The organism is Streptomyces sp. NPDC004721 (assembly GCF_053601495.1).
Map to the genome: position 1 here is coordinate 198,940 of NZ_JBSGBZ010000006.1, position 15,088 is coordinate 214,027.

General features: G+C 69.8%; 15 protein-coding genes. 5 read left to right on the forward strand and 10 right to left on the reverse strand.

Going from position 1 to position 15,088, the window contains the following annotated elements; genetic code table 11:
• Positions 1–42 precede the first annotated feature (42 nt).
• Positions 43–951 carry a COG4705 family protein gene (locus ACWEK3_RS07600; RefSeq protein WP_450541470.1) on the forward strand — a complete coding sequence of 303 codons (909 nt, stop codon included), beginning with the start codon at positions 43–45 and terminating at the stop codon, positions 949–951.
• On the opposite strand, the gene ACWEK3_RS07605 is transcribed toward ACWEK3_RS07600, so the two are convergent.
• The 3 genes from ACWEK3_RS07605 to ACWEK3_RS07615 all read right to left on the reverse strand — a co-directional run bounded on the left by ACWEK3_RS07605 (position 932) and on the right by ACWEK3_RS07615 (position 4,149).
• Positions 932–2,299 (reverse strand): sensor histidine kinase, encoded by a 1,368-nt coding sequence (locus ACWEK3_RS07605; protein ID WP_450541468.1) that lies wholly within the window; start codon positions 2,297–2,299, stop codon positions 932–934. The genes ACWEK3_RS07600 and ACWEK3_RS07605 overlap by 20 nt on opposite strands.
• Positions 2,296–2,958, reverse strand: a complete 663-nt coding sequence (locus ACWEK3_RS07610; RefSeq protein WP_450541466.1) for a response regulator transcription factor — start codon at positions 2,956–2,958, stop codon at positions 2,296–2,298. The genes ACWEK3_RS07605 and ACWEK3_RS07610 overlap by 4 nt, the downstream gene beginning before the upstream one ends.
• 288 nt (positions 2,959–3,246) lie before the next feature.
• Entirely contained in the window at positions 3,247–4,149 is a 903-nt protein-coding gene (locus tag ACWEK3_RS07615; protein WP_450541465.1) for a universal stress protein, read from the reverse strand.
• Positions 4,150–4,429: 280 nt separating this feature from the next.
• On the opposite strand from ACWEK3_RS07615, the gene ACWEK3_RS07620 reads away from it, so the two are divergent.
• Entirely contained in the window at positions 4,430–4,867 is a 438-nt protein-coding gene (locus ACWEK3_RS07620; RefSeq protein ID WP_450541463.1) for a hypothetical protein, read from the forward strand.
• A gap of 15 nt (positions 4,868–4,882) precedes the next feature.
• On the opposite strand, the gene ACWEK3_RS07625 is transcribed toward ACWEK3_RS07620, so the two are convergent.
• Positions 4,883–5,320 (reverse strand): glutaredoxin domain-containing protein, encoded by a 438-nt coding sequence (locus tag ACWEK3_RS07625; protein WP_450541461.1) that lies wholly within the window; start codon positions 5,318–5,320, stop codon positions 4,883–4,885.
• Positions 5,321–5,545: 225 nt separating this feature from the next.
• On the opposite strand from ACWEK3_RS07625, the gene ACWEK3_RS07630 reads away from it, so the two are divergent.
• The gene (locus ACWEK3_RS07630; RefSeq protein WP_453249173.1) at positions 5,546–6,079 is read left to right on the forward strand and encodes an HIT family protein; all 534 of its coding nucleotides are present in this window, start codon (positions 5,546–5,548) and stop codon (positions 6,077–6,079) included.
• Between the two features lie 21 nt (positions 6,080–6,100).
• On the opposite strand, the gene ACWEK3_RS07635 is transcribed toward ACWEK3_RS07630, so the two are convergent.
• Together ACWEK3_RS07635 and ACWEK3_RS07640 are read right to left on the reverse strand one after the other, a co-directional pair.
• On the reverse strand, positions 6,101–7,021 hold the full coding sequence (locus tag ACWEK3_RS07635; protein ID WP_450541457.1) for a universal stress protein: 921 nt from the start codon (positions 7,019–7,021) through the stop codon (positions 6,101–6,103).
• A gap of 182 nt (positions 7,022–7,203) precedes the next feature.
• Positions 7,204–7,830, reverse strand: coding sequence for a hypothetical protein (locus tag ACWEK3_RS07640; RefSeq protein WP_450541455.1), 627 nt, complete (start codon positions 7,828–7,830; stop codon positions 7,204–7,206).
• Between the two features lie 260 nt (positions 7,831–8,090).
• Here ACWEK3_RS07640 and ACWEK3_RS07645 point away from each other — a divergent pair, with 260 nt between their 5' ends.
• Positions 8,091–9,035 (forward strand): MerR family transcriptional regulator, encoded by a 945-nt coding sequence (locus tag ACWEK3_RS07645; RefSeq protein WP_453249174.1) that lies wholly within the window; start codon positions 8,091–8,093, stop codon positions 9,033–9,035.
• A 168-nt stretch (positions 9,036–9,203) separates the two neighbouring features.
• Here the strand turns inward: ACWEK3_RS07645 and ACWEK3_RS07650 are convergent, their stop codons facing one another.
• The gene (locus ACWEK3_RS07650) at positions 9,204–9,863 is read right to left on the reverse strand and encodes a class I SAM-dependent methyltransferase (RefSeq protein WP_450541453.1); all 660 of its coding nucleotides are present in this window, start codon (positions 9,861–9,863) and stop codon (positions 9,204–9,206) included.
• A gap of 227 nt (positions 9,864–10,090) precedes the next feature.
• Here ACWEK3_RS07650 and ACWEK3_RS07655 point away from each other — a divergent pair, with 227 nt between their 5' ends.
• Complete coding sequence (locus ACWEK3_RS07655) at positions 10,091–11,071, forward strand: helix-turn-helix transcriptional regulator (RefSeq protein WP_450541451.1); 981 nt, start codon at positions 10,091–10,093, stop codon at positions 11,069–11,071.
• Between the two features lie 122 nt (positions 11,072–11,193).
• Here the strand turns inward: ACWEK3_RS07655 and ACWEK3_RS07660 are convergent, their stop codons facing one another.
• The 3 genes from ACWEK3_RS07660 to ACWEK3_RS07670 all read right to left on the reverse strand — a co-directional run bounded on the left by ACWEK3_RS07660 (position 11,194) and on the right by ACWEK3_RS07670 (position 15,060).
• The gene (locus tag ACWEK3_RS07660; protein ID WP_450541449.1) at positions 11,194–12,414 is read right to left on the reverse strand and encodes a hypothetical protein; all 1,221 of its coding nucleotides are present in this window, start codon (positions 12,412–12,414) and stop codon (positions 11,194–11,196) included.
• Between the two features lie 178 nt (positions 12,415–12,592).
• The gene (locus tag ACWEK3_RS07665; RefSeq protein WP_453249186.1) at positions 12,593–13,777 is read right to left on the reverse strand and encodes an acyltransferase family protein; all 1,185 of its coding nucleotides are present in this window, start codon (positions 13,775–13,777) and stop codon (positions 12,593–12,595) included.
• A gap of 155 nt (positions 13,778–13,932) precedes the next feature.
• Positions 13,933–15,060: a HupE/UreJ family protein gene (locus ACWEK3_RS07670; RefSeq protein WP_453249175.1), complete on the reverse strand. Its 1,128-nt coding sequence runs from the start codon at positions 15,058–15,060 to the stop codon at positions 13,933–13,935.
• Positions 15,061–15,088: the final 28 nt, after the last annotated feature.

The following is a 15,088-nucleotide window of genomic DNA, read 5'->3' on the forward strand; positions in this document are numbered from 1 at the left end:
GGCACGGGCGCCCCGCTGTTGGACGGACAGGAGCATGGGATCATGGAGCGACCCGAAGTCCTCACCGATCTCGACGTCGCGGGCACGCACCGCCCGGCGGCCGGTACGGCGAAGTCGGTGATGAAGAAACTGCCCGAGGTCACCCTCGCGTTCTGGATCATGAAGATCGCGGCGACCACCCTGGGGGAGACGGCCGGGGACCTCTTCGCGCAGACCCTGAAGCTGGGCTACTTCCTCACCACGATCGCCCTGTTCCTGGTCTTCGTGGTGACCCTGGTCGTCCAGCTGGGATCACGCCGCTACAACCCGTTCTTCTACTGGACCGTGATCCTGTCGACCAGCATGGCCGGCACCACGATGTCCGACTTCATGAACCGCGACGCCAGCGCGAAGTACCTTTCGGACGGTGCCACGTCGCTCGGCTGGGGCCCGCAGGGCCTCGGGCTCGGATACCCGGCGGGCGCCGCGATCCTCATCTCGGTCCTGCTGGTCATCTTCGCCGTCTGGAAGCTGTCCGGGATGACGTTCCAGATCCGCGACATCGTCACCTTTCGCGGTGAGGCGTTGTTCTGGTCGGCGATCCTCGTCTCCAACACGCTCGGCACCTCGATGGGCGACTTCCTCTCGGACAGCTCCGGACTCGGCTACGCCGGTGGCGCGCTGCTCGTCACCGGCGCCCTGGCCGTCCTGGTGGCGCTGATGAAGGTGCCCGTGGTGCCGAACGTGCTTCTGTTCTGGATCGCGTTCGTCCTCACCCGCCCGCTGGGCGCCACCGCTGGGGACTTCCTCACCAAGCCGGTCGCCAAGGGCGGCCTGGACCTGGGCACGGCGGGTTCGTCGGCGGTGCTGCTGGCCATCCTGTTCGGCCTGATGGCCTACGCCCAGGTGCGCGAGCGCAGGACCACCGCCTCGGCGCCCGAGGCGGAAGCGGTCAGCCGGCCGGCACGCTGACGGTGAACCGCGCCCCGGGCGCGTATTCGGGATCGTGGGACACCTCACCGCCGACGGCACGGGCAAGGCGCCGGGCCAGCGGCAGTCCCAGTCCCGCGCCGTCGTGTCCGTCGGTACGGTCGGCCCGCCGTCCGGGCTGGAAGAGCTCGGCCGCGAAGGTCGCGGGTACGCCGGGGCCGTCGTCGACGACGTCGATGCGTACGGCCGTGGGTCCGCGACGCACGACGACGGTCACGCCGGCGTGCGCGTACCGAGCGGCATTGGCCAGCAGCGGACTGACGATCCGCTCCAGCAGTGCGGGCGCGATCCCGGCCTTGAGGTCCGGATCAGCCGCCTCGACGGTGGCCCTCACGCCCGGCGGCGTTCGGAGCTGCTGGATCAGGCCCCGCAGAGCGGGCACGACCTCCACGGTGCCGGGGACCTCCGAGGGATGCACGGCGTTTTCGCGGGCCTCGTTCAGCAGGGTGTCGCAGATGGTGCGCATCGACTGCGCAGCCTCGTCTATCACCTCATGGGTGGCTCGGGTCTCGGCGGCCGAGCGCGGCCGGGACCGCCACCAGTCGAGCTCGATGATGATGCGGCTGAGCGGGGTGCGCAGTTCGTGGGACAGCTCAGCGGTGAGCTGTCGCTCGTGACGCAGCACCGCGCGTATGCGGTCCAGCAGCGCGTCCAGCGAGGCACCGAGCCGGGCGAGCTCGGCGGGCCGTTCCACGACGCCGAAGCGGTCGTCGGAGGCGACGGCGCTCCACTGGGTGGCCTGGTCGGTCATCGTGCCCACCGGACGCAGCGCTCTGCCGACGGCCAGGCGCGTCAGCGCGTAGGTGCACGCGAGCATGACGGCGTCCAGGGTCAGTGACGCCAGCAGCAGGGTGTCGGCCGAACTCCGGTAGGGGGCGAGGTTCAGCGCGGTGACCACCATGGCGGCGGCGTGGCGGCCGGTTACGGGCTGGGAGCACAGCCGGACGTTCTCGGCGGGGACGGTCTCGCAGGCGCGCCTTCCCACGGCGGCGAGGTGTACGGCGGCTCTGGTCAGGGTGCTGTGGGCCGTGGTCGCGGGCGGCTGTTCGAGCAGCCGTGTCCCGGCGTAGATCCAGACGTTCGTGTCGAGCAGTTGGTCGTTGGCGGTTTCCACGACGCGTACCCGGGGGCCGCTGGTGTCGACGGTCGTGGCGACGGCGGCGGCCCGGGTCCGCAACTCGTCGTCCGCCTGATGCTGCAGGTGCCGGCTCGTCGCCGCGTTGAAGGCCACGGTCAGGACGGTCATCAGGAGCGCGGCGGTGGTCAGGGCCACGAGCGAGAGCCGGCCGCGCAGCGTGCGCGGAGCCAGACGGCGCAGCAGCCGTGTCATGACAGCCGGTGTCCGATCCCGCGGGCCGTACCGATGGTCAGACCGCTGCCGGCCGTCCGCAGCTTGCGCCGCAACCGGGTCAGGTACTGGTCCAGGGTGTTGTCGCTGACCTGTGCGCCCGCCGGCCAGGCCGCCCGGACCAGGTCACGACGGCGGACGATGCTTCCGTCCGCGGCGGCCAGGGCGGCCAGCAGGCGGAACTCGGTCGGGGACATCGCGACGTCGGCGCCGCGCACGGTCACGCTGTGCTCGACCGCGTCCAGGACCAGCTCTCCGGCCGTGGCGGCGGGCGGCGGCCCGGCACGCTTGAGTGCCGCTCGCAGCCGGGCGACGAGCTCGGCGAGGTGGAACGGTTTGGGCAGGTAGTCGTCGCCTCCGGCGGAGAACCCGGCCAGCCGGTCGGTGAGCTGGTGCCGGGCGGTGAGGAAGACGATCGGGGCGCGGAACCCGTTGGCGCGCATCGCCTGGCACACATCCCGGCCGTCCGCGTCGGGCAGCCCGATGTCGAGGACGGCGGCGGAGACGTCCTCCGAGACCAGACGCAGAGCCATGGCGCCGTCGGCGGCGCAGACGGGGTCGAAGTCCTCGTCGGACAGGCTGCGGCGCAGGACGTCACGCAGGGCGTGGTCGTCTTCGACGATCAGGATCTTGCGGCGCATGCTCCTCCGTTCTCCGGTGCCCTTTCTCGTAGACGGTCTACCGCACTGTAGACGACGAGGGGCGGCAAGGCCTCTGGAGGCCACCCGTGGTCACGGAGCGCGTCGACGTCGTGACGGCGCCGGTCGCTGGTGTCGAGGATGCAGGGCAGGGCCCCCCGAGGGGGGGCTCGCACAGTAACAGCGTGACAGTGGGACGCCTAGGCACGGCGCAGCCCGCCGGGCAGGGCCGGGCGGGCGCCTTCCAGAGTGGCCGGCAGGACACCGATCGTGATCGGCTACTGCCTGTTCTCACTCATGGGGTACGACGGCCAGCGGGCAACGGACGTGATGGACGGCGGCATGGGTGACGGGGCCGATGCGCGGAACCGTCGGCCGCTCGGACAGGCGGCGGCCGACGACGAGGAGGCTCGCCGCGGAAGCGGCCCGCACCAGCACGGTGGAGGCCTTGCCCTCCACAACGGTCTCCAGGACTTCGGTGCCGGGGTACTTGTCACGCCACACCCTCAGCAGGGTGGACAGGAAGTTCCGCCACTCCTCGGCCTGCGCGGGATCGTTGATCAGACCGATGTCCCCAGGGCCGAGGCTGATCGCGGAAGGCGACTGCCAGGCATACACGACACGCAGCCGGGCGTGCCGGAGGCGGGCCGCCTCGAACGCGAACTCGATCACCTCGTCGCAGGCGTCGGCGAGGTCGATGCCGAGCACCACGTCGCGGAAGCCGGTGCGGGTGGACGGGCTGCCGTCGTCGGCCGGGACGTGCTCGTCCTCGGCCTCCTCCCCCGCCCGCACGAGCACCACGGGACGCGGGGCCGTGGCGACCACCCCCTGGGCGACCGAGCCGACGAGGACTCCCGTGAAGCCGCTGAGGCCCCGTGAGCCCAGCACCAGCAGTTCGGCCTGCTCGGTGGCCTTCAGCAAGGCCGCGGTCGCCGGGCCCTCGACCTGCTCGTCGGTGAGGCGCACGTCAGGTACCGAGCCACGGATGTGCTCCTCGGCCTGCCGCAAGGTGCGACGCGCCACATGCCGCTGCGCGGCGTTCGCGGATTCGCTCTCCGTGTGACTACGGGTCCAGTTCCTGGCATGCACCAGTCGCAGCGGACGGTCGCGGCGCACCGCCTCACGGGCGGCCCACTCGACGGCGGCGAGACTCTCGGCAGATCCGTCCACTCCGACGATGACAGGCGACAGCATGGTGCGCACCTCCGGCGCTCGATCTGCTCGTTACTGTCAGTGTCTTCCCACGATCACTCGGTGGATATGGGCCGCAAGGACTCCCCCAGGCCCATTCGGCCCCTAAGCCGTCCTGAAGGGGCGGAACGACAGGAAGCGTGAGGCCGGGTTGCCCCTGTGCCCGAGAGGCGGATCGTCGTGAACCGTGTCATCATCACCTGCGCCAACGGGACGGGCCGCGGTCGTGCGGCCGTCGACCGGGCGACGCGCGAGGCGTCGCTGCGCGGTCTGCCGCGAGGTGGTGTCCGGCTCACCGCCCGGCGACCTGAGCGCCGCGGCGATGCTCACGCTGGGCCTGTCCACGGCGGAGGACGACACCGCCGGCCCAGCACAGCTGGCCCTTGTAACAACGTCCGCCTGCCCGGTGGTGCTGGTACCGGACGATCTCACCACACTTGGGGTGAACGCCCGTCACCCGGTGGGGCAGGCCGTCGACTTCGCCTTCGACGACGCACGACTATGGGATGTGCGGCTGCACGCCGTGCGCTCCTGGGGACTGCCCTCCTGCGCCGCCGAGTTGCCCTTCGAGGACGTCCTGCTCCTCAGCCCCACCGAGTGCTTGGCCCACCATGCTGAGGGCGCCGCACTGTTGGTCGTGGGACGCGGCACCGGTATGGGCCCGGACGCCCTGCAGTCCCTGCTGCGCGAGGCCGGGTGCCCGGTCGCCATCGTGCCGTGAGATTGCCGCGCCTGATCACGCGGAAGCAGAGAGCTGTTCGCGCACCCATGCAGGATCGGGGTTGGTGTACGGTCGGCCCGCCACGACGACAGTCGGCACGGTCTCATTGCCGTCGTTGGCTGCTCTCACCACTGCCGCTCCAGCCGGGTCACGCCAGATGTCGACCCAATACATCTGGTGGGCGCTACGGCCCAACCGGATGCGCAGTCGCAGACAGTACTGACAGCCCGACCGCCAGAAGACGATCGGCCGACCGTCGACCGCGCTGCGGTGCTGTGCCTCCAGAGCACCGATCGACCGTGGGAAGACCAGAGGCGAGTTCACGCCTGCGAGCAGCACGAACACCACCAGGAGTGCTGCGGCTGCGCCAAAACGCCCCTGGAAGATCATCTCAGTCGCGATGACCGAGCCGCAGAGCACGAACAACATCGGCAGAATCCACGCGCGCGTCATGATGACACAGGCTACCGATGCACCGAAACGCTCCTCGCACTGCACGACCACCCGCGGACCCACTCACCAAGCCGGACTCGGTCACCTTGGACTGCCGAGGCGGCGTGCCCAGAACAACGCGTGTCCCCCACCAGCCGGCACCCGTCGGCAGAGGTCAACGAGCGCGAGACGCCAGCCATGACCGCGACGCACCGCGAACGAATATCGCGACAGAGAGGAGTGCAGGTGTCAACCGAGCGGCAGTCCATGGACCTTGACGCCTACTCGGCCCGCACGCGAAACGGGCCGTGCTTCGTGTGCTCGTTCCTGGCCGGGGATCCGGGCTACGGGCACGAGACGGTCTTCGAGGACCAGGACCATGTGGCGTTCCTCGACCGGTGGCCCACCGTGCCGGGGAAGGTGCTCGTCGCGCCGAAGGCACACGTCGAGCACGTCGTCCGCGACCTGGACGAAGCGGCCTACCTTCGGCTCATGCGGGTCGTTCGCGAGGTCGCCCTGGCCGTGGAGAGCGTCTGCCGGTCCGAGCGGACGTACCTCTACTCCCTCGGCAGTCAACGGGGCAACGCCCACCTCCACTGGCACATCGCCGCCCTGCCGGCCGGTGTCCCGTACGAGCTGCAGCAGTTCCACGCCCTGATGACCGAGAACGGGGTCCTGCCCGTGTCCTCGCAGGAGGCGGCCGAAACGGCCGCGCGCCTCCGGGCGGCCATTGCCGCCCGGGGCGTGCTCCGCGTGCCGGAGGCACCCGGAAGCGTGTGACCACGCCGGTCGAGGTGAGCGTCAGTCGTGGGCCACTACGGCGACGGGGGCGGCGGCATGGTGCAGGACCGCGTGGATCACGGGGCCGAGGCGGGCGCCGAAGGTGGCCCGGCGGATACGCCGGCCGACGACGACCAGGGAGGCCTCGCGCGAGGCCTCGATCAGGAGGAGCGAGGGGCTGCCGAAGTGGGGCTGCTCGACGACCTCCACACCGGGGAACTTCTGCCGCCAGGGGCGCAGCACCTCGGTCACGGCGGCGGCGTCAGCCTTCGCCATCTCCCGCTCGACCGCGGGTTCCAGGCCCATGCCGTAGGCGTAGTAGGGCGGCGGGTTCCAGCCGTGCACGACGTGCAGCGGCACGTTCCGGCGCGCGGCGGCGTCGAAGGCGAACGCGAGCAGCGCCTCGTCGGGGCCGGCGACATCGAGTCCGAGCACGACGGGGCGGACGGCGGCCGCGGTGGACGGTGTTCCGGCCACGTCCGTCTCGGGCTCGTCGGTGGCCTGCTCCCCGGTGGTCTGCTCGTCGGCGCGGACCAGGACGACGGGCCGTTCGGTGGACGCCACCGCCGCGAGCCCGACCGAGCCGACCAGGAAGCCGCGGATCCCGCCCAGGCCGCGCGAGCCGAGGACGAGCAGCTCGGCGTCCCCCGCCGCACGGGCGAGGGCCTCGGCGGGCTTTCCTGTGACGTGTTCGGTGGTCACCTCGACGCCGGGATGACGCGACCGGAGCTCTTCGGCGGCTTCGCGCAGCACCCTCTCGGTCCAGTGCTGGTGGGTGTCGGCACCCAGCAACTGCGCCAGGGCCATGGGTTCCGGTACCGGCTCCCACACCTGGAGGAGCTTCACCGGCAGTCCGCGCAGTTGCGCTTCGCGGGCCGCCCACTCGGCGGCGGCGCGGCTCTCGGGCGAGCCGTCGAGACCCACGGTGATGGTGCGGGACATGATCTCCACCTTCCAGTGTCGTGTTCAGGGAGTTCTGCCAGGCAGGGGCCGTAGTCCTTCAGCGGAGCCGAAGATCCGCGGCGGGGGTTGGCGCGACGGCCCGCGTGGTGCCGGGCCGTCGCGCTGTGCGGCGATCGCGCTGTGGAGTGGTCGCGCTCTGGTGCGATCGCGCTGTGGGTGCTTCAGCGCAGCCAGGTGTGGTCGCGGACGATCGGCAGCCGCGCCCACGGACGGCCCAGGCCCCAGGTGGCGCCCGCGCCCGCTGCCGCCACGGCGACCAGGGCGACGGCGTAGATCAGGTGGTAGTCGGCGAACGGATTCGTCGACATGCTTGGGGCTCCGTTCGACAGATGCTTGGCCGGAGGCCACTCGGCCATCCACATCAGCGCCATCATCGCCGTGCCCGCCAGGGCGGCCGGCCGCAGCGCCACACCGGTCATGACGGCCACGCCGATGGCGAGCAGGCCCAGCATGAACAGCCAGTCCGCCCACGTCTGACCGGCCCACGAGTGGAACGTCGACTCCATCGGCCCGACGGCGACGGAGCTGAGGAAGCCCTTCGTCGGCGATCCGCCGTCGATCCAGCCCCTGCCGGACGCGGTCGCGTAACCGAGGCCGAGGACCTTGTCCAGGAACGCCCACAGGAAGACGAAACCGGTCAGGATGCGCAGGGATGCGAGGGCGTACGCCTGAGCGGCGGTGTGCGTGTCGAGCTGTGCCGACGCGGCGGACGCGGAGGCGGTCCGGTTGCGGCGGAAGGCCGGCAGATGGATGCCCAGGTTCCGGTGCGGGTGCTCGTCCACGGCCATGGCAGTGATCCCTTCGCGAGTGTCCGTTCCTTGTCCCTACGCTCCTCACTCTCGTCGCGGACGCCGCGCACCGCCGGATGCCGAAAGGCTACGACCGTTGGGCTGAAGGTCCCCTTCCTGCGGGGCCAGTTGGGCGAGCGCGCCAGGAAGGGCCCGCATGGGACCCTCTTGGTCACGGTGCGGGCCTTGGACGGTTGCTTGCGCGTGGTGCCGTCACAGGGCTTGAGTCTCCTGTAGGGGGAGAGTCAAAGGTGGGGGGCATGAACGGCGACACGCTCTACACGATCGGCGAGCTCGCTCGGCGGACCGGTCTCACGGTCAAAACCATTCGGTTCTACTCCGATCGCGGAATCGTGGCGCCGACGGACCGCAGCCCGGCCGGCTACCGCCGCTACAACGCTGATGCCATAGCACGCCTGGACCTCGTACGGACCCTGCGCGAGCTGGGACTGGATCTTCCCACGATCCGCAAGGTCGTGGACCGGGAGCTCTCATTGCGCGAGGTCGCCGCGGCGCACGCCGAAGCGCTGGCGGTGCAGATCCGCGTACTGAGCCTGCGGCGCGCGGTGCTGACAGCGGTGGCCGAGCGCGGGTCCACCCCCGAGGAGACGGAACTCATGCACCAACTGGCCCAGCATTCAGAGGACGAGCGCCGACGTCTGATCGATGACTTCCTCGAGGCCGTCTTCGGCGGTCTCGATGCCACCCCCGCATTCGCCGGCGTCATGCGCTCGATGACCCCCGAGTTGCCCGCCGACCCCGACGCCGAGCAAGTCCAGGCGTGGATGGAGCTGGCCGAGCTGTCCCGGGATCCGGATTTCCGCACCGGAGTGCGGCGGATGGCCGAGGACCACGCAACCGAGCAGGCTCGAGGCGACACGATGGGTCCACGCCGCGACATTGCCGCAACCGTCCGTGACCTGGTCGGCCCGGCCCTGGCCACCCATGTCGATCCGACCTCACCCCAGGCCGATCCGATCGTCGCGGCACTCACGGCCCACTACGCACACGTACTCGGCCACCCCGACGACATCGGGCTGCGCCGCCGACTGGCGACACGGCTGGAGAACATCAACGACCCCCGCAGAGATCGCTACCTCCAGTTGCTCGCGATGGTCAACGGCTGGCCGCCCCCGGAGAGCCTGGCGCCGCTGTTCGACTGGTCCATCGAGGCCCTGAGTGTCCGGACACGGCCGACGCCCTGAAATGGAGTGCGCTTCCGGGCGGGGTGACGGGTGCGCAGCACGGATGTGGCGTACCAGCCGGCGGACGACACCGAGAGCCCTGCCGCACGAGCGAGTCCAACGCAGCGTGGATGAACGCGACTTGGTTCACCAGTCCCACGTCACCGCAAGGCCATCAGCCCAGTCGCATCACGACGTGGCGGCCGGCGGTTCCGCGATCCCGATGAAATTCGCGGCGACGGTCCGGATGCGAACCGACCATCCCAGCGCGGTGAGGTCGTCCGTGAGGGTGCGGGCGTCGTGGAACACCTTCACGATGCGGTACCGGCTGCCGTCGTCGAGCCGGCGCATCGCCGCGGGGACCGTGTTACCCGCGAGGACCTCCTCCTCCGCAGCCCCCGCCGGGCCGTCGTCGATGAAGATCGCCCTGCCGCCCGGCGTGAGCGCTGCCGCGACGAAGTTCCAGAAGTCGGCCAATCGCGTCGGCGGGACATGGGACAACCAGAAGGCGAAGAACACCGTCTCGTAGCGTCGCGGCGGCTGCCATTCGAACAGATCGGCCTGCACGAACCGGACGTTGTCGGACACGGCTCGCGTCCGTGCGATGTCCAACACCTCGGCTGCCGCGTCGACAGCCGTCACCGACCGCGCCCGTGCTGCGAGCACCGAGGTCCACTGGCCCGTTCCGCAAGCCAGTTCCAGCACGTCTCCAGCAATCGGGAGCCCATCGGCGGCGGACAGCAGCTCCCGCAGTTCCTCGCGTTCCGCATACGGTCTGTCGTACTGGGTCGCACCGGCCCTGTAATAGGCCATCTGTTCCGCGAGAAGAGCATCGTCATCGGTGGCCATGACCCCGACCATACAGACGGCATCTCCGTGCGTACCGCCCCCAGGCCGGGGTCAACGCGTTCGGCCGGCGCGACCGGCGGCGGTACGGGGCCGGAATGACGTGCAGGACACCGGCATCCGCATGATCACGTGCTGCTAGTCTGGCGCTCTTCTGTAATCGGACAGTCACCGTACGAATGGAGTCAGTGGTGGTGGTGCGTTCAGCGCCGCCGGGGTTGGGGGGACACATGCGCGAACTGCGCCCGTTGCAGGCTCTCGGGCTCTCCGCGACGTCGGAGGCCGTCTATCTCGTGCTCGTCGAACAGGGTCCGCAGACCTTGCTCGAACTCACCGAGCGGCCGACGTTGGTCGGGTCGCCTCTCGAAAGCCTCCAGTACTCGGTGACCGAACTCGTTGAGATCGGCCTGGTGTCGCGCACGGACGGCAGGCTGATCGCCCAGCCGCCTCGCGCGATGCTGGAGGCCGTCGCCGAGCGACGCGCGCGCGAGGCCCGGATCGCCTACGAGAGCGCGACGGTGCTGTCGCGGTTCTGGCTCGACCACACCGCGGGTTCGAGCTATGTCGAGGTCGTCGACACCTCCGGCAGACCCGAGGCGGTTCAACAGCGGGTCCACAGCGAGGCGTTGGCGGAGGTGCGCGCACTGTCGATAGGGCCGGTGGGCGGGGGCGATCGGGTGCCGGAGGTCGGGCCCGGAACGTTGAACGCGCTGGGCCGCGGGATCGCCTACCGGGTGGTGTACAGCGCCAACATCCTCCAGGACCCCAAGGCGCTGGAGGTGGCGCACACGTGTGTCGACCACGGGGAGCAGGCCCGGGTCTTCCCCGACGTCGCGCTGAACCTCCTGGTCTGCGACGACCGCTTCGCCGTGGTGTCCGTGACCGCGCCGGACCGCACCGGTCACCACAGCGTCGTCGTCCAGCCGTCGGGGCTGTTGGACGGGTTGATCGGCGTCTTCGAGTCGTACTGGCGGGTGGCCGTTCCGCTCCCGCCGGCCGGTGAGGTCGTCGGGAGCGAGGCCAGTCCGATGAACGAGAGCCGCCAGCTCCTGAGTTACCTCAGTACCGGGCTGACCGACGAGTCGATCGCCCGTGAGCTGGGGGTGAGTGAGCGGACCGTCGCCCGGCGCATCGCCCGCCTCCAGGAGATGCTGGGCGCCAAGACCCGGTTCCAGCTCGGTGTCCAGGCCAGCCGCCGGGGCTGGCTCTGAACCACGGCCCCGGTCGGACCCGTGCGATGGGCGCGCGGGGCGGGCCGGTGTCTGATCCGGCCCGCCCCGCGCGGGTCTTCAGCCGCTCAGGCGGTCAACGCCCCTCCGTGGGAACGCGGTCGTCAGCGGGCGTCCGGCTTGACCAGGTCGGGGAGCTTGGCCTCGAACAGCTCGTCCAGCTTGAGCGCGGGCAGGACGTGCCCCTGGTTCGCCGCGTCGTTGGCCACGCCCGCCGCCCAACTGGACGAGGCAAGGCGCTGGTTCGGCGTGCCGTGGTGGCCCGAGCTGGTGAAGCTGCAGTCGCCGACCTGGTAGAACGACTTCTCGGACTTGAGGAGACGGGCGGCGTTCAGCGCCTCGCCGCGGGCGTGGGTCAGGTAGTACGTCCCGAACGCGTCGGCCATGAGCTCGGTACGGCGGGTGGCCTCCGGGCCTGCCAGGTCGCTCTCGAAGAGGTTGTTCTGGTACTGCACGTGGTGGCCGAACTCGTGGCCCACGATGGCCCGGGGCGCGACGTCGCCCAGACCCACCTCGGTCATGCCCTGGATGATGCCGTCACCCATGATGATCCGGTCGGAGATGCCGAGGGGATCCGGATCGTCCACCTCGCTGTAGGCGAAGGCGTTGAACGTGAAGATCGGGTTCGCGCCACCCTGAAGTACGGGTTCCGAGTCGACCAGCTCGATGAACAGCTCGGCCAGGTCGAGGTTGTCCTCGGCCGTCCCGCCGTACAGCACGGAGAGCGTGCGCGCGAGCCGCTCGGGGCTGGAGTAGACGTCGGCTCCGTGCATGGGAATCAGCTCGATGCCCGCCGAGTCGATGTCCCAGAAGCGCTTGAGGTTCTTCATCTCGGCGGTGAGCTTCTGGGTGTACTCGCCGTTGACGCCGAAGGTGTTCGCCTTCGACTCGGAGCCGAAGACCAGCGCGTCGTAGGTAGGGAAGTCGAAGCCGCCGAAGAGCTGGAGAATCAGGAGGGTGAACGGGTCCTGGACGCCGTTGAGGAGGGTGTTGGCGTACGTCGTCAGTTCGGTGCGCTGGCACTGGTAGTCGCCGGGGTTGATCGCACTGTCGCGGATCTCGCTCCACTGCGACTCGTTCAGGCCGTACTTGGCACGGGCCGCATTGACGCGGGACTCCCAGTCGGCGGGCAGCTTGGCCAGAATCCGGTCAACAAGCGCCTTGGTCTGCGGGGCCATTGCCGAGGTGTCGACGGCCGACTGCAGCGACCGGCTCGCGACGGTCGTGGTCCCTGTCGTATCGGCGGCGTGCGCGGGAAGCGCCATGCCAAAAGCACAGGTCGCGGCGACTGCCATGCTCGCCGCCACGGAGAGGGCCTTTTTCACGGGGGCTCCTTTCGAGGGTGCCCGGTGGGGCATCCGCGGGCGCCGCCCAGTCTGTAAGGCCAACTACCAATTTTTGAACGGTTGTTACTGTCAGAAACCGGCATGTCTGGAACCTGACACTCGCGGTCCCCCGTACCAGCCCCCGCCGACTTTCGGGCGCGACCGGCTTCCGATGGTGTCACTCCCGGTCGGCGCGTCCCGCATTCCGCATCCGGGCGAACGAGGTGTCCAGGCCCCGTTTCAGCGCTCCTGCCAGGGGCCGTTCCACGCAGCGGTGGACCAGATAGCTCAGCACCAGGAAGCAGGCGAGCAGCGAGGCCACCAGCAGCCGGGCGTCCATCGTGTCCCGCAGGCGGTTGATCAGCGTCGTACCGGCCGCGTAGTGCATCAGGTAGAGCGGGTAGGTCAGGCTCCCAGCCGTGACCAGCCACTTCCAGCGGATGCGGTCGGTCAGACCGAGGGCGATGGCGATCATGACGAGCAGGAACACGGTGTAGAGGAGCACCGCGCCCCACCAGTTGGAGACATGCTCGACCTCGTCGATGCGCTGCCCCAGCTCCCGCTGGCCCATGAGCCACGACATGGCAAGGATGCACCACAGGAGCAGGTCCTGACCGAAGCGGTGCATGAGGTAGAGCGCCAGGCCTGCGATGAAGTACCAGGCGGCGTCGGGACCGGCGAGCAGATCGAGGAGCGGGAACGAAGCCACCGGCGCCAGCATCGCGGCGGCACCCCACACACAGCAGAAGACGACGACCTTGCGATAGGTCAGGCCGGTGACCACCACCAGCAGGAAGAGCAGGTAGAAGCGGAGTTCCGCCCACAGGGTCCAGTACACGCCGTCGACGTTCTGCACGCCCGAACCGGACTGGAGCATCGTGAGGTTGAGCAGGACGTCACGCGGCCGCAAGCGTTCCCAGACGCCCGGCAGGGCCGCCAGCACGGCCGTCGTGAACACGATCGCGAACCAGTACGCCGGGTAGAGCCGGATCACGCGCGAGACGAAGAACTGGCGAGGGGTGCGGCCCCAGCACGACATGCAGATCACGAAGCCACTGATCACGAAGAAGATCTCGACGCCGATCCAGCCGTACGTCGCGAAGTGGAACACCGTCGGCATGATCTCGGAGACCGGGCGGTCCCATATCGCGTTGTCCGGCTGGTTGACCCGGCGCGTGCCCGCGTAGTGGTGCACGGCGACCATCAGGGCGGCGAGCAGGCGGATGGCGTCGATGGCGTACAAGCGGGGGCCGGTCCGTACCGAGGTGGCGGGCCCGCGCGGCCGGGTGGGCCGTGGCGGTCGGCCGGTCCCGGCCGCGACCTCCGGTACACGTATGGACAACGTGCCCTGCGCCTCACGCATCGGCACCCAACCCTCCTGACGAAGAAGCACTGCTGAACGATCACGGACGCCTCACGTTACGTCCCTCGCGACCGCCCCCCGCCACAAAAGCGCAGGTAGGTAAGCCGAAGTTGCCACGATGCTCACCGGGCCGACCCGAAGGGTTCTCCAAGACTTCAGGCGGAGCCCATCGGACCGGCGGCGCCCCAGATGCGGTCCAGGAACCAGTAGAGGCTGATCGTCACGATGGCTGTCGTCAGCGTGACCGCGATCCAGCGGGCCGCGGATGTCCGGCGGGCCAGGGTCAGCAAGGGGAAGAGGACGGCGATGAGGCCCAGTTGGGCGGCCTCGATGCCGAGGTTGAAGGTCAGCAGTGACAGCAGCAGCCCCCACGATCCCGGCTCGCGGATGTCGAGCGCGCCGGCGAAGCCCAGCCCGTGGATCAGACCGAAGGCGAAGACCACCGGAAGCCGCCACTTGCCGAACCTGTCCTCGCCCTTCCCGAGGAGGTTGGCGGCCGCCACGACGATGATCGTCGCCGCGATGACCGGCTCGACGAGGGCGCCGGGCACGTCCACCACACCGAGCGCCGCCAGCAGGAACGTGACGCTGTGGGCGGCGGTGAAGGCGGTGGCGGTGACGACGACGTCGCGCAGCCGGAGTGCGCCCATGAGCAGGGCGGTCAGGAAGAGGACGTGGTCGAGGCCGAACAGCAGATGCTCGGTGCCGAGCAGGAGGAACTCCCCCACCTGGTGGGCTGCCTGCTGCTGGGCGGTGTGCAGCGTCGGGTCGCCGGCGGAGAGGACCGCCGAGCCCTCTGTGCCGTCGAGGTCATAGGTGACCAGGGTCTCCGTGCTGTGGACGAAGGTCTCCTGGTCGGGGAAGAGCGCGCTGGAGACGGCGTGCTCGCCTCCGCTCCCGCCTGTGCAGTCGTAGGCGAGGGTCAGCAGCGCGAAGGCCTTGCCGCCTCGCATGCGGATGTCTCCGTCGCCCACTGTGGACGGTGCGCAGGGCTTGTCGTCGTAGGCCACGGCGAACCTCTCGGTGACGTACTCGGTCACCGCGTCGTGGTTGGTCCGGAGCTGGTGGAGCTGCTCGGTGCGTTCCTTGGCCTCGTAGGCCTCGGCGTAGAGCCAGGCCGACTTCATGAGGAGGTCGTATTCGAGTTCGAGTTCGGCCGTGACGTCCGTGCCGTTGCCGGTCAGCCGGGCGTGGGCCTTCGTGGTGGCGTCGTGCGCCGAGGCCGGGGTGCTTCCCATGAGGAGGAAGAGCAGGAGCAGGGGGAGGGCGAACAGCCGGCGCATGGTCTGGTGTCTCCAATGCGGGAGGAGG